The sequence below is a fragment of the Verrucomicrobiia bacterium genome (assembly GCA_026414565.1).
Classification (GTDB): domain Bacteria; phylum Verrucomicrobiota; class Verrucomicrobiia; order Limisphaerales; family Fontisphaeraceae; genus Fontisphaera.
Window position 1 is genome coordinate 13230 of the sequence record JAOAIT010000024.1, and the last position, 14744, is coordinate 27973.

Annotated in this window: 9 protein-coding genes and 2 pseudogenes; 1 reads left to right on the forward strand and 10 read right to left on the reverse strand. The window is 64.6% G+C overall.

The window, feature by feature from the left end; all coding sequences use genetic code 11:
* Positions 1–194 precede the first annotated feature (194 nt).
* The 6 genes and pseudogenes from N3J91_06105 to N3J91_06130 all read right to left on the reverse strand — a co-directional run bounded on the left by N3J91_06105 (position 195) and on the right by N3J91_06130 (position 6132).
* Positions 195–710 (reverse strand): annotated as a pseudogene (locus tag N3J91_06105) (SPFH domain-containing protein).
* Between the two features lie 434 nt (positions 711–1144).
* A pseudogene (locus tag N3J91_06110) lies at positions 1145–2092 on the reverse strand (SPFH domain-containing protein).
* Positions 2093–2717: 625 nt separating this feature from the next.
* Complete coding sequence (locus N3J91_06115; GenBank protein MCX8156005.1) at positions 2718–3647, reverse strand: hypothetical protein; 930 nt, start codon at positions 3645–3647, stop codon at positions 2718–2720.
* A 233-nt stretch (positions 3648–3880) separates the two neighbouring features.
* Positions 3881–4639, reverse strand: a complete 759-nt coding sequence (locus N3J91_06120) for a HesA/MoeB/ThiF family protein (protein MCX8156006.1) — start codon at positions 4637–4639, stop codon at positions 3881–3883.
* A 6-nt stretch (positions 4640–4645) separates the two neighbouring features.
* Positions 4646–5290 (reverse strand): ABC transporter ATP-binding protein, encoded by a 645-nt coding sequence (locus tag N3J91_06125; GenBank protein ID MCX8156007.1) that lies wholly within the window; start codon positions 5288–5290, stop codon positions 4646–4648.
* Positions 5287–6132 carry an ABC transporter permease gene (locus N3J91_06130; protein MCX8156008.1) on the reverse strand — a complete coding sequence of 282 codons (846 nt, stop codon included), beginning with the start codon at positions 6130–6132 and terminating at the stop codon, positions 5287–5289. The genes N3J91_06125 and N3J91_06130 overlap by 4 nt, the downstream gene beginning before the upstream one ends.
* Before the next feature lie 103 nt (positions 6133–6235).
* Between N3J91_06130 and N3J91_06135 the strand changes: the two genes are divergently transcribed.
* Entirely contained in the window at positions 6236–8392 is a 2157-nt protein-coding gene (locus N3J91_06135; protein ID MCX8156009.1) for a beta-galactosidase, read from the forward strand.
* Positions 8393–8407: 15 nt separating this feature from the next.
* Here N3J91_06135 and N3J91_06140 read toward each other — a convergent pair whose 3' ends face one another.
* The 4 genes from N3J91_06140 to N3J91_06155 all read right to left on the reverse strand — a co-directional run bounded on the left by N3J91_06140 (position 8408) and on the right by N3J91_06155 (position 14741).
* Positions 8408–10564 carry a cytochrome c3 family protein gene (locus N3J91_06140; GenBank protein MCX8156010.1) on the reverse strand — a complete coding sequence of 719 codons (2157 nt, stop codon included), beginning with the start codon at positions 10562–10564 and terminating at the stop codon, positions 8408–8410.
* 23 nt (positions 10565–10587) lie between these two features.
* Positions 10588–12069, reverse strand: coding sequence for a NapC/NirT family cytochrome c (locus N3J91_06145; GenBank protein MCX8156011.1), 1482 nt, complete (start codon positions 12067–12069; stop codon positions 10588–10590).
* A 166-nt stretch (positions 12070–12235) separates the two neighbouring features.
* A complete protein-coding gene (locus N3J91_06150) occupies positions 12236–12559 on the reverse strand; it encodes a cytochrome c (protein MCX8156012.1) in 324 nt (107 codons plus the stop codon).
* A gap of 91 nt (positions 12560–12650) precedes the next feature.
* Positions 12651–14741, reverse strand: coding sequence for a hypothetical protein (locus tag N3J91_06155; protein ID MCX8156013.1), 2091 nt, complete (start codon positions 14739–14741; stop codon positions 12651–12653).
* Positions 14742–14744 lie beyond the last annotated feature (3 nt).

Here is a 14744-nt window from a genome sequence, read left to right on the forward strand (position 1 = left end):
ACCTGAAACGCCTTCGCCGCCTCCGCGTCCCCCTGCCCCCGGATCAACGCCGCCTCCCGCTCGGCCTCCGCCAGGATTTTCTCGCGGTCCCGCTCCGCCGCCGTGCGGATTTCCATGGCCCGCGACTCGCCCTCCCCTTGAAAGGTCTGCCCCAGCCGCTGCCGCTCCTTCTGCATCCGGTCAAACACCTTTTCCGTGATGCTCTCCGGCAGGCCCAGGCGCTTGATGCGCACAAACTCCACCGCAATCCCGTAGCCCGCCGCCGCCTCGGGTTTCACCCGGGCCAGAATCTCCTCCTCCACCTGCGCCAGCTTCATTTCGTTGGGATCGGTCGAGATAAAATGCCGGAACGGATGCTGCCCCACCGTCTCGTTCTTCTTGCTCCGGATCATTTCATCCAGCCGCCGCGTGGCCTCGGTCAGCGAGCCGCCGGCAAAGTTGACGAAGAACTTTTCCGGATCGGCAATCGTCCAGCCCGCATACACCGAGATCAACAGATTCCGCCCGTCGCTGGTCAGCGTTTCATCCAGCTTGCTCTCGAAGTTCTGCACCCGGCGGTCCAGGTAATAAACCTTCTGAATCGGCCACGGCAGCCGGAATTTCAGGCCCGGCTCGGTGATGGTGCGCGAGACGCGGCTGAAGGTGGTCACGATGGCCAGCTCGGTCTGGCGCACCTGAAACGCCACCAGCAAAAAGACAAACAACACCATCAGCAGGATGCCGACAGCCAGATTGATGCGATTGCGGTTCATAGACCGTTGCCCGTTTATTTGGTTTTGGGGGGAGGCAGCACCACGTCGTCTATCCCCGGACGCAGCTTGTCTTCCAGATTCAACTGGATCACGTCCTCGGTGTTCGTGGCGGCCAGCACCACTTTGCGCCCCGCCGCCCCGCCCCGCACCAGCGCCTGCAAATAGCCCCGCGCCGCAAACACCTGCGGCGATGCCTGCCAGGCCTGCCGCTGATGGTTGAACCGGATGGCCTGCGCCTGCGCGTCCGCCGCCCGCCGCAGCGCGTAAATCTCCGCCTCCGCCCGCCGCCGCGCCGCCTCCGCCCGGGCCTCCGGCAGCGTCTTGGCGGCGTAGCCCTCGGCCTCCAGAATCTTCGCCTCCTTCTCCTGCAACGCCGCCACCACCTCCTGATAGGCCGGCGCAATCCGCACCGGCGGGTGGATGTTCTGCAGCCCCACAAACACAATGCGCACCCCCAGCTTCAGCTCGTTGGCCCGCTGCTGGATGCGCTGGCGCAGCTCCTCCGCCGTCCGCTGGCGGCCGGTGGTCAAAATGTCGTTCAAATCCGCGCTCACCAGATACCGCACCACCTCCCGCGTGGCCACCCGCTCCAGCAGGGCCGCCCCGTCGCTGTAATTGGTGGCCCACATCAGCAGGTTGGTCACCTGGTATTGCACCGGCAGGTCCACCGCCAGCAGGTTCACCGGCGCCGCCTGGTTGCCCTCCCGCCCCGCCTCGCTGTCCTCGCGGCTGGCCACCAGCAAATTAAACTCACCCTTCGCGTGCGCCTCCGTCCACAACACCGCCTGCGGCTCCTCCGCCCCCCCCGCCTTCGCCCGCCCGTGCGCATGGCCATGCGCCCCCCCCTCCTCCTCCGCCGCCTCCTCTTCATGGGGACTGTGCCCAATGGAAAAAGTCTGAATCCGCTCCGTGCGATAACGATACACCCGGTCCACCGGCCACGGCCATTTCAAGTGTCCGCCCGCCTCCAGCAACCGCGGCACCGGCCGGCCAAAACGCTCCAAAATGGCCTGCTCCCCCGGCTCGATGAACACCACACACGTCGAGAGCAGCAGCAGACCAAGCTGCGCCAGCAAAAACAACCCCAGATACCGCTGCAAAAACTGGTAAAACCACGTCTCCGATACCTTGAACCCAAACTGATAATCCAGCGCATGGGCCACCGTGGTGAAGATGCCCTCCGGCTGGCTCGCCAGTCCCACCAGCCGGCTCTCAAAAAGCAGCCGCCGCTCCGCCCCTTTGACCCGCGGCCGGTAAATCTCCAGGATGAGCGTCAGCGCGTTTTCCACCCCCACCACCGCCAGCGCCAGCACCAGCGCCCGCGCCACCCAGCCGTCCACCCGCGGGTAGCCTGCCAGATCCGCCCCCACGCCCGCCGCCACCAGCCCGCACAGATAGGCCCCCAGCAAAACATACCCCGCCGCCGGCCGCAGCAGCCGCTCCCGCGTCAGCCGCACCAGGTTGGCCGCCACTTTCCCAAACAAAAACAACACCAGCCCCACCCCGCCATAAATCGCCAGCGCCACCCCCCCATGCGCCAAAACCCCGCCCGTGGGCTCCTCCAGCCGGCGGGCGGGACTGCCCAGCCACTGCCACAACAGCCACGCGCCCCCCCACTGCAACGCCAGCAGCACCACCGCCACCCCCGGCGCAAAGTATTTCTCAAACTGCTCCCGCGCCCGCCGCGCCGGCCGCAGCTCGGCCTCCTCCCCCCGAAACAACGCGGCCTCCGTGGATTTGCGGGCCAGCTCCTCCAGCTCAAGCTGCTCCTGCCGCTCGCTTTCCTCCAGCCCCATCTGGAACCGGCTCACCAGCGCGGCCAGAAAACCCATCCCCAAAAACACCGCCACCACCTGCCCCGCCGCCGAGCCGGCATACCGCCCCATGGCAAAGGTCACCCCCGCGGCCAGCAACAGCACCGCGGTGTTCATGCTCGCATTTGTGCGCCATTGGCGTTCCATGCCCTTAACCCAGCTCGCGATCCTCAAACAAAACCAGTGCCACCATCAAGGCCGCCCCCGTATAACATACGCTGTACCCCAGCGCCCGCCCCACATAACCCCACAATCCCGGGATGGCCTGATCCGTCTCCATCGCATCGGCAATCCAGAAACTCTGCCAGTTGGGCACCAGCGCGTAAAGACTGGAACCCACCCACGAGCCTTGCGCCGCCAGCGTGCCAAAAAGATACGGCGACATCAACCCCAGTAAAAACAAACCCGAACACACCGCCAGCGTGGCCACCATCTCCAGCCGCGTCGAGCACGCCAGCGCCAGCCCCGCCAGCATCCACACCGCCATCAAGATCAACAGCCCCGCCGGCAGCATCCGCCAGTCCACCCCCGTCCCAAACGCCTGCACCTTCCCGCTCTTGTCCAGAAAATTGATCAGCACAAAACCCAGTGTCGCCGTCAGCACCAGGCTCAACACCGCATCCGACACAAACGGCCGGCGCAAAAAATAATTGCTCAACCCCGCCAGCCCGTAGGCCAGCCCCAGCGACACCACCCACAGCGCCAGCCCCAGCCGATCCGCCCGCCCATACGCATCAAACGCCATCCGGCTCGCCAGCAGCGCCCCCAGCAAATTCAGGTACGTCATCAACGTCATCGCCCCCGCCAGCCCCGCATATTTGGCCAGCAAAAAACGCGCCCGCCCCACCGGCTTCGCCAGCACCGCCAGCGCCGTGCCAAACTTGATCTCCCGCGCCAGCGACGCCGACGCGCTCAGCACCGCCCCCAGCAGCCCCGCCAGCAGCATCACCGCCAGCACGCTGTCCTTCACCATCTTCGGATCATCGCCCAGCCCGAAATACGGCACACACGCCAAAAACACCTCGAAAAACGCCGAAGCCGTCGCCAACAACGGAAACACCGGCTGACGTATCAGCTCCATGAATGTATTGGCTGCGATGGTCCAAAATTGCCGCATGTCCCGCTCATCCCTTTCCCAACCGCCCCCGCCGCTGCTTCAACCGGCGCACTCCCCATCCTATCCGCTTGGACAGGGTCTGAACAGCTTCTGTTCAAGCCAGAACCGTGCCACGCCCGCCCACCTCATGCAAGTGACTCCCGCACAGCATTTTCCGTCTCAACCGCACCCACCCGCCCCCGCCCGTTGCTCGTTTTTCACGCAACCGTGCCACACACCGCACACTCCGGAGCCCGCCGCGTGCGCACGGTTTTGAATGTCATCGTCCGCAAGTCGCATTGCCACAGCCGGTTCTTCAACACCTCCCCCACCCCCGTGATGAGCTTGCACACTTCCATCGCCCCCACACACCCCGCCAGACCCGCCACCGCCCCCACCACCGGAAACTGCCGCCGCCAGTCCGGCGGCTTCTCCGGACACAAACAGGCCAGGCAGGCCGTCTCGCCCGGCAAAATCGTGGTCACCTGCGCCGTCAGCTCATACATGGCACACTCCACCATGGGCTTGCGCTGCCGCACCGCCTGCCGGTTCAACTCATACCGCTCCTCAAACAACGGCGCCGCATCCACCACCACATCCGCCTCCGCCACCAGCCGCGCCGCGTTGGCCGCGCTGATATTCTCCGCCACCGCCATAATCTCCACGTGCGGATTCAGCTCCCGCAACCGCCGCGCCGCACACTCCACGCGGGGCCGGCCCACCCAGTCATGGGTCATCAACAACTGCCGGTTCAAATCCGAAAGCCGCAACACGCCCCCATGCGCCAGCACCAGCCGCCCCACCCCCGCCGCCGCCAGTTGATAGGCCACCTGTCCCCCCACGCCCCCCACCCGCGAAACCAGCACCGTCGCCCCTTTGAGTTTTTGCTGGCCGGCCTCGCCCCAGCCCGGCACCCAAAGCTGCCATTCATAACGCTCGCGCTCGGCATCCGTCAGCAAGGCAGGGGAGGTATCCATGGCCAATTAGAGGGTAACTTGCGTCATCTTCCCGTTCTCCAAACGAAACACCTGATCGGCCAGTTGCCGGGCGTCCTCGGGATGATGCGTGACGTGCAACGTCGTCACCCCGGTTTGCGCCCGCACCGCCTTGAGCAGGGCGTACATCTCCCCCCGCGTCTCTTCATCCAGCGCGCTCAAAGGCTCGTCCAGGCACAAGATCCGCGGCGCGATGGCCAGCGCCCGCCCCAGCGCCACCCGCTGCGCCTCCCCCCCGCTCAACCCCGCCGGCCGCCGCTCCAACAAATGCGTAATGCCCAGCAGCTCCGCCAGATGTTGCACGCGCGCCCGCCGTTCCGCCGCCGCCACCCCCCGCACCGTCAATCCAAAAGCCAGATTCTCCTCCACGGTCATCGTCTGAAAAAGCGCCCGATCCTGCGGCACGTACCCGATGCCGCGCCCCGCCGGATCCCAGTGTGTCACTTCCTCCCCATCCACCCACACGCGCCCGCTCTCCACCCGCCGCAGCCCGCACAACGCCTCCAAGAGCGTGGTCTTGCCGCAACCCGTGCGCCCCATCAACACCGTGTAACTCCCTGCCGGCAGCTCAAAGCTCACCGCCCCCAGCCGGAACGTCCCGGCCCGCACACATAATTGCTCCACCCGGATCATGGCGCCTGCCCCTGATGAAAACTTGCCCCCGACCCAAACCATCGCACCACCAACAACACCACCACCGCCGCGATGATCATCAACAGCGAAACCGCCACCGCCGCCTCCAGCGCCCCCACGCTCAGCTCCAAAAAAACCGACGTGGACAACACCTCCGTCTTCATCCGTGTCGCCCCGGAAAACACCAGAATCGGCCCAAACTCCCCCAGCGCCCGTGCCCACGCCAGCGTGCCCGCCGTGAGCACCCCCCGCCGCGCCTCGGGCAGGGTCACCCGCCAGAAGGCCTGCCGCCGCGTGCAGCCCAGCGTCCGCGCCACCTGCTCGCTGCGCGGGCTGATCTGATCAAACGTCACCCGCATCGTCTGCACCGCAAACGCGCAGGCCACCGCAAACTGCGCCAGGATCACACTCGGCACCGCGTAGGTCACCGGCACCCACCGCTCGAGCCACCGCCCCGGCGCCGTCTGCATCAAGATGAGCAGACTCAGCCCAATCACCAGCGGCGGCAGCACTATCGGAATGTCCAGCAAAGCCTCCAACAATCCCTTCCCGCGAAACGTGCAACGCGACAGCACATACCCCAGCGGCACCCCAATCCACACACACAACAATGCCGTGATGCTGCACGACAACAGGCTCAAACGCACCGCGTACTGGATGTTCTCACTCTGCAGCGCCGCCAGCAGATGCCCGGGTGAAGTGTAGGCCAGATCCGCCACCAACATCGCCACAATCAACACCACATACACCCCTCCCAACACCGACAAGCCCACCAGAAACGGCGCATCCGACCGCCGCCGCGGCCCCTGGCGCGTGCCCGCACTTGTCGGTGGTGCCGTCATCCGCCAGCCAGTATAACGGCTGCCCCCGCAAACCGCCACTCCCAACCACCCGCCCCGCATGCCGCGCTTGCGCTCCCCCTGCCCCCACGTCAGAATGGGCCCGATGACCGCACTTCGCCTCACCGCCGCCCTGCTGGCGGGCGGCCTGGCCTGCGCCTTGGCCGCCGACACCGCCCCCGCGCTCCGCCCCTGGACGAACTACCACGTCATCATGTGGGTGGGCGATTCCATCCACCAACAAAAACACCAGTGGAGCCGCTTCCAACAGCGCCTGCGCGAAATGGGCGTCACCGCCGGCATGGTCTATGATGGCGGCGATCCCCGCCCCTGGGTCGCCAGCCAGTTCCCCTACTACGTCGAAAACATCATCAACCGCGGCCTCTGCCTCAAGTTCCATTCCAGCGTCACCGACTGGGACAAGTTTGTCACCCGCTGGAAAGATCCCCGCGATGAAGCCTCGCTGGTGCGCGATTATTGCCTCGACGACCCCCAATGGCGCGCCTGGGGCCGCGCCGAAATGCAAAAAGTCGCCCGCGGCAACCGCGACTACTCGCCCCTCCTCTACGACATCCGCGATGAACTCTCCGTCACCATCTCCGCCAATCCGTTTGATTACGATTTCCACCCGCTTGCCCTCACCGCCTTCCGCGAGTGGCTCACCACCCAATACCCCTCCCTCGCCGCCCTGAATGCCCAGTGGGAAACCCAGTTCAAGGCCTGGGACGAAATCAAGCCCTTCACCACGGATCAAATCAAAAACCGCATGGCCAGCGGCGAAGCCCTCCCGCGCGGCCGCCCCGACTGGCAGGCCCTCCAGCGCCTCCGCTTCAACCCTCGCACCGCCCGCGAGCAACCCACCCGCTGGAATTTCTCCCCCTGGGCGGATCACCGCACCTACATGGACCTCTCCCTCGCCCGCGCCCTGGACGATTTCCGCCAGGCCGCCCGCCTCCTGGATCCCCACACCCCGGTGGGCATCGAAGGCACCCAGATGCCCCATGCCTTCGGCGGCTACGACCTCTGGCGCCTCTCCCGCGTCCTCGATTGGGTCGAGCCTTACGACATCGCCAACGCCCGCGAAATCTTCGGCTCCTTCATGCCCGGCAAACTCTTCCTCACCACCGTCTTTGAAAAGGAAACCCTCCCCGCCGCCCGCCGCCTCTGGCATCTCCTGCTGCAGGGCGACCGCGGCTGCATCATTTGGTGGAGCGAAGACTGCCTGGACTGGAAAAACCCCGAGCTGCCCCTCACCCCCAAGGCCCGCGCCCTGGAGCCGGTATTGCGCGAAATGACCTCCCCGCTGGCCCGCCTTTTCATGCTCGCCACCAAAGAGCACGATCCCATCGCCCTCCACTACTCCCAGCCCAGCATTCAAGTCGCCTGGCTCCTGGAATCCACCGTGGACGGCTCCACCTGGTTGCGCCGCTTCTCCAGTTTCGAGGCCAGCCATAATCACCAGGCCAAAGTACGCAATAGCTGGCTCAAAATCTTCCAGGACCTCGGCTACACCCCCCGCTTCGTCAGCCAGGAGCAAATCGAACAGGGCGAACTCGACAAAGCCGGCTATCGCCTCCTCGTCCTGCCCTCCTCCTGGGCCCTGTCCGACCGCGAACGCGAGGCCATCAGCGCCGCCCAGCGCCGTGCCCAAAACCCGCTGGCTGTCTATGGCAACGATCTCCCGGGCCTCTTTGACGCCCACGGCCGCCTCCGCACCAACTACACCGCCCGCTTTTACCAGGACAACCATCTGCCCCCCGCCGTGGCCCTGCCCGCGGCCTTCGCCCAGTGGGACGCCTCAAAAGGTCCGCCCCAGTCCCGGAGCGGCGACCTCGGCGCCTATGCCCGCGACCGGCTCAAACCCAACCCCGACCTGAGCTGGGCGCAATGGGTGGCCTCCCATCGCCTGCCCCTGCCCCGCCCGGTCATCGTCCCCCTCGAAGCCCGCGTGCGCGTGCACCGCTTCCGGCTTGGCGCCGCCCGCCTGGTGGCCCTCGAGCGCGGCATTGACTACCACATGAGCGAAGACTTGAAACAGGCCGGCGGCAATGAAGCGCTTGAACAACCCCTGCAGATCACCGCCACCCTCGCCGAGCCGGCCCACGTCTATGATTTGCGTGCCCAAAAGTATCTGGGGCGGCTCCGCGAAGTCCCCTGCCGCCTCGATCCCTGGCGCCCCACCCTCCTGGCCCTGCTTCCGGAACCCGTGCCCGAGGAGCAGCTCCTCCCCAGCCTGCTGGCCCAGACGCGCCCCGCGCCCTGAGCAACCTCCCCGCGCTCAGTGCAACAGGCGCGAAGTCATGGCATAGATGATCAGCAGCAGCAGCACCACCCCCGTGCCGAAGAAGAAATACCCAAAGGCCCGCGCAATCGCCTGCCAGCGCGCCCATTCGTCCTTCACCCGGAATTGATCCAGCCGGCCCTCGGCCACCAGCCGGTCATACCACCGCCGCCGCTCGTGCAGCATCTCCGTCTTTGAAATGCGCCCGGAGAAAATCACCGTGTCCATCGGAAACTTCTCCAGCCGGAAATGCGTGTTGAAGAAATGGATGGTGAAAATGAAACCGGCCGCCAACAGCGCCTCGTCCGAATGCACGATCAACGCCACATTGATCATCCAGCCCGGCATGAAGTGCGAGAAAAACTGCGGGAACCACATGATCAGCCCCGACACTCCGATGATCGCCACCCCCCAGAACACCGCAAAGTAATCAAACCGCTCCCAGTATGTCCACCGGTCAAACTGCGGCTTCGGCCCTTTACCGAAAAACCAGCGGTTGTGCGCAATGAAATCGCGCCAGTCCTGCAGCGTCGGGATCATGCTGTCCGGGCTGATGAGCACCGCCTTCAACCGCCGCCAGGACCACCGGCCCGTGGCCGGATCCCGCACCGCCTGCCGGTTGCGCCACGCATTCCACCCCAGATCCGCCAGGTGCAGGCCGAAGTACAGGAAGGTGATGATCGCGCCAAACCGGTGCAAAATCCGCGCCACATCCGGCCCGCCCATCACCCGGAACATCGCCTTGGCCCAGTCGGTGTAATAAAACTTCAGCGGCATGCCCGTGATCACCAGCAGCAGAAAACTGCTCACCACCAGCACATGCAAAAACCGCTCAAACGGCACAAACCGCGTGAACCATTCATCCCCCTGCTGCGTCTGAATCTTCGCCTCCCGGAACTTCTTGGAATCCGTCAAATACAGGTACACCGACCGCACCAGCCACAGCAGCGTGTGCGCCCCAAAAAACGCAAACACCGCCAGCAGCAGCCCCGTCATCCCCACAAACACCGCGTGCAGCACCGGATAATTCTTCCGGTCCATCGGGTTGGCATGCGGAATATACCGCGCAAAGCTCGCCGTGGCCCCCGGATGACACTGCGCGCACGTCTGCACAATGTTGGAGGGATGCAGCCGCGATTCCGGATGGCTGGCCGGCTGCACATCATGATGCCCGTGACAGTCAAAACACGCCGCCACATCCGGCGCCGCATTCGGCTTGCCCAGCGCCATGGCCTTGCCATGGTAGGTGTCCCGGTAATTGGTCAGCCGGTCCTCATGGCACCGCCCGCAGATGCGGTCGCTGATGCTCTTGAAGTGCCCGCTGTGCGGCGGCTCGATGGTGTGCGCCGTGTGGCAGTCATTGCAGGAGGGCGCCCGCTTGTCCCCCTTCGCCAACAACTGCCCGTGCACACTGCGCTCATAAATCTCCTCCACCTTCACGTGGCACTTGCCGCACGTCCGGGCCACGTTGGCCGGATTGATCGGCGCGCTCCGGTCCACCGTCCGCTTGATGTTGTGCACCCCGTGGCAGTCGTTGCAGCTCGGCGCCACAATCAACCCCTTCACCTGCAGCGCCCGCCCGTGGATGCTCTCCTGATACTCGTCCGCCACATGCGGAAACCGCATCCGGTACTCCTTGGTCAGCCCCGGATTGTCGTGGCATTTGGCGCACGTGCGCGCCAGATTCAGCTTGTACACCGGCGAGCCGGGATGCTGGGTGGGAATGATCTCATGCGCCCCATGGCAGTCCCAGCACTGCGCCGAGGCCGACGCCCCCATCACGTGGCTCAACCCGTGGATGCTCGTGGCATACTCCGCCGCCGCCTGCACGTGATTGGTCTGCGGCGTGTGGCAGGTGACGCATTGCGGGCGCGGCAGCGGCGTGTCATGCACCGCCTCCTTGATCCCCACATGGCAGTCCACACAGTTGATTTTGGCGTGGACCGACGCCGCAAACAGGTTGGTGGGAAACGCCGGCAACGGCACCTCCTTGCCCTTCACCTTGCGCACCTGCGCCTCTCCGTGACAATCCAGACAATCGGCGTTGCTGAGAACTTCCGCCGCCGTTGCCGCCACCGGCAGACAGACCGCGGCCAGTCCCAGACTCGCCACCCACCCGGCCACCGCCCGGCGCAGGCGTTGATACCTTGACATAATTCAACCTGGTAAGCCGGCGGCTACATCGGGCCGCCGTTGTGACATTCGTGACATTGATAGCCCGAGGGAATCTCATCCCCCGGATGCTCAAACGGCTGGCCCCGCGCGTTGAGCTGCAGCAGCTTCTCCCCGTCCCCCTGGGCCAGAATGATGTGGCAGATGCTGCAATCCTTGAACACAATCTTCTTCCGCCCGTCGGTGGACACATGCTTGTCATCGTGGCACCGCGTGCACCCCGGCCAGTCCTTGTGCCCGATGTGATTGGGATACGCCCGCCAGTTCACCTTCATCTGCGGGAAAAAGTTGCGCCGGTAAATCTCCTGCAGCGCCGCCACCGCCGCCTCCGCCCGGGGATGCCCCGGATACTTGCCCCGGATGAACTGCGCGATCCGGTTGGTGGCCTCCGCCGTGCTCGCATAATTCTGCGTGAGGATGTACAGCGCATTGGTCTTGATCCACGGCAGCCCCGGATCAATCTGCCCCAGCGCCATCGCCAGATTCACCGCGTCATTCGGCGCCTTGAAAATGTGCGCCGGCCGGTTGTGGCAGTCCACACAATCCATCCGCCGCAGCCGGCTCATGTCCACCCGGTTGGTGTAGCCGGGCAGATGAAACTCGGTCACCTTCCCCTGCAGGTCCGTCAGCCGCACATAGGGGATCACCATGCGCGAATCATCCGCCGGCACATATTCGACGATGTGCCCCACATTCATGTGCCAGTGAATGCCCCCCACCGGCCCGTGCGTCGGATCCGCCCCGCCCACCTTCAACAGCAGCCGCAAATGATGCACCGTGTTGGTCTCGTCCCCCAAATAATACGTGTACAGCCGGTCCGTATTCCCCACAAACTTCGCCGGCCAGTGGCACTGCTCGCACGTCTCCTGCGCCGGGCGCAAATCCTTGATCGGCGTCGGTATGGGCCGCGGATATTTGTTGGCCAGCGTGGCATACACCTGGTAGCTCCCGCTCAGCTTCGACTTCACAAACCACTCCGCCCCCGGCCCGATATGGCACTCCGTGCAGCTCACCCGCGCATGCGGCCCGCTTTGATAGGCCGTCATCTCCGGCTCCATCACCTGATGACACGCCTGCCCGCAAAACACGGTGGACTCGGTGAAATGATATGTTTGATAACTCCCCAGCGCCGAAATCAACAGAAAGCCCAGCAGCCCGCCCACCCCCACCAACACCACCCGCCGGTCCCGCGCCATGCTCAGGTCAAACTGCAGCCGCGGCGCCGGACCCCCCGCCCTCAAGATTTGCCGCCGCCGCCACCACACCCCAAACACCGCCAGCCCCAGCCCCAGAAACAAAAACGCCGGCGCCACAAAAAAGGTGAGAATCCCCACATACGCATTGCTGCCGCCCTTCATGCCGTGCATGACGAACAGCATCAAAAACGAAAACAGGCTGCCCGCCATGATGATCAAGCCGGCCACCAGCAGCCAGTTGCGATGCAGCAGCGGATTGGCGGGACTCTCGCGCGGCGTTGGTTCAGCCATAAGCCTTATGAATGATATTCCCCGTCCCGTTCAGCCCGGCCGCCCGGCCCGCTGCCTGCCCCGCACAACGAAAGCCCGCCAGCCACCGTGGGCGCTGGCGGGCTGTTTCGTGCACCGTTCCGTTCCACGGAACGGCTGGAGCAGAGCCGCGGAGCGGCGGTATCCTTTACTTCTTGAAAGAACGCATGTACTTGACCAGCGCCTTGATCTGGTCATCCGTCAGGCCCTCGGTGGGCTTCATCAGGGTCTTGTCCCCCTCCTTCAAGCCCTCCTTGATGGCCTTGAAGGCGTCTTCATCCTTCATCTTCTCCTGGACCTTCGGATCGGTGTAATCCTTGGCGCCCAGCTTCTTGCCCATCTTGGTGTCGCCCTTGCCATCCGAGCCGTGGCACTTGGCGCACTCCTTCTCGTAGATGGCCTTGGCATCCTGGGCTTGCAACCCGGCCGCCGCCAGCGCGACGGCCCCGATAATGACGAGGTGTTTCATCATAGTCATGTCAATCTCTCTGTCTCTTGGACGCTCCCGGGCGCTGTTTGTTTCATTCTTTGTGTGGTGTCTCCGTCAAATAGCCCCGCGTCCCCTAAAACCGGATCTGCAGCGACGAATACACCATGTGCGCATCAAAATCATTCCGGCCCCCCGCCGTCGCATCCCGGTGCGTGAAAAACCCGTACTTCAACGCCAGCCGGATGTTGTCCCGCAGCCGCCGCGTCAGCCCCGCCGTCACCGCGTGCTCCCGCGCATTGGCCCCGTACGGCACCCCAAAGGTCGAGTTGTCGCTGTAATTATCAAAGGCCCGGTAATAGAAATACGTCGCCTGCGCGTCCGTCTTGTTGTCCAGCACCCACCCCACCGTCGCGCTCGCGCTCCAGTAGTTGTTCCGCGCGTCCAGCACCGCCTGGGTGAACGAGCTGACCGGCGTCTCCGTCTTGCTGAACACCACATTGAAGCCGCCCTGCAAATACAGCCGCGTCCACGGCACATAAGTCAGGTTCTGCGCAAAAACATGCGAGGTGATCCGCCCGCTCTCCACCGCCCCCAGCCCCGCCTCGTTCACCGGCTTGGTGTCCACCGTGGAGATCTGGTAGTCATACCGCGACACCAGCGTCACCTTCTGATGCGGCCGCAGCGTCAGCCGCGCATTCACGTCGTCCGTGGTGAAATCCTGCCCCGCCAGGAAGCCCGGATACCGGTTGTTGCTCAGCGGATCATTGGCCGTGTTGTCCACCAGATGATCGTAATCCGTCGAGCGCATCTTCCGATAATACTGCGCGTCCAGCGTCACCCGCCGCGAAGCATACCAGTTCACCCCCACCGTGTACTTCTGCCCGAAGCGCGAATCCTCCACATAATGATTCACCGGCAGCGGAAAAGCCGCCCCGATCTCCGTCAGATCGCCCTCGCCCTGGCTCCACTCGCCCCGCGCGTAAAACACCCAGTTCGTCACCCCCGTGTACCGCAGCTCCAACTGCTCCGCCAGCTCCAGCACGTCCCGCTCGCTCCGCGCGCTCACCGGCGTCACCGGCCCCACGCCCGTCTGGAAATACCACGCCTCGCTGTCCGTCCCCGTGCGCTGCAGCCGGAAGGAGGGCACCAGCGTCAGATTCGGCCAGGGCGTGTACATCAGGTTCAGGTTGGCCACGTGATCCTTCAACTGCGAGCCGCCGCTCAATCCGTAGAAGCCCAGCCCGCTGGCCAGCGCCGGCACAAACTGCACATCATAATCATTCCCGTAAATCCGGCTCCCTCCCACGTCGCTGTCCAGCGTGGTGTACCCATAGCCCGTCGAGAAAAACAGCTTCTGATGCAGCCGGCTCTCCACAAACGCATGCGCGCTCCACGCCTCCGAGCGCACCGTCTCCCGGTGCGTCACCCGCCGGTCCGCCGCCTCGCCCGGCCACTGCCGCATCTTGCGGGCGTTGTCCAGATCGCTCTTGTCATAGCGCACGCCCGCCCCCAGGGTGAATTTCCCCACCGTATGCCGCAGGTCCGCCTGCCAGATGTCCCGCTCCTCATCAATGTCGTAAAACGACGGCGCGATGCCCCGCACCGGCCCCAGCCCGTACGGATGCACATACCCCCACGAGGTCGAGCTTTTCAGCCCCTCCCGCATCTGATGCGTGTACTTCAACGTCAGTTGCGGCAGTTTCTTCAACCGCAGGCCGCCCTCCACCCAGATCTCCCCCCGATCCAGCGCCAGCGCGTCATCATAGAGATCGTACCACCCCTCGGTGGGCCGGAAAAACCCGCCGCTCCCGTCGTCCCACGTCCGGTAGTACGTCATGCCGCCCCGCAGGAAGCCCAGATCCTCCTTGGTGATCTCCAGCCGGGCCTTGTAGTCCTGGTTGTCAAACAACACGCGGCCATCCATCAACAGCGTCACCTTCTTCCCCAAATCCCGCTGGTAATGGAAGTCCTCCATCCCCCCAAAGGTGCGCCGGCGGATCTGCTGCCGCTGCTGGAATGCCGCCCGGTTGCCGTCCAGTGACAACCCGCCCGCGGAAAACTCGATCCAGTTGTTGTAGGCCTCGAGTTTTTCCTCCAGCGACTTGGCCGCCGCCTCGGAGGTTTCGGCGGCCTGGGCGCCCAAGGCCGCCGCCAAACCTCCGCACACCAACAAACAGCCCACCGTTCTGGCTGTGGAACCCCGGCAAAGCATGGTCGTTTTCATGGG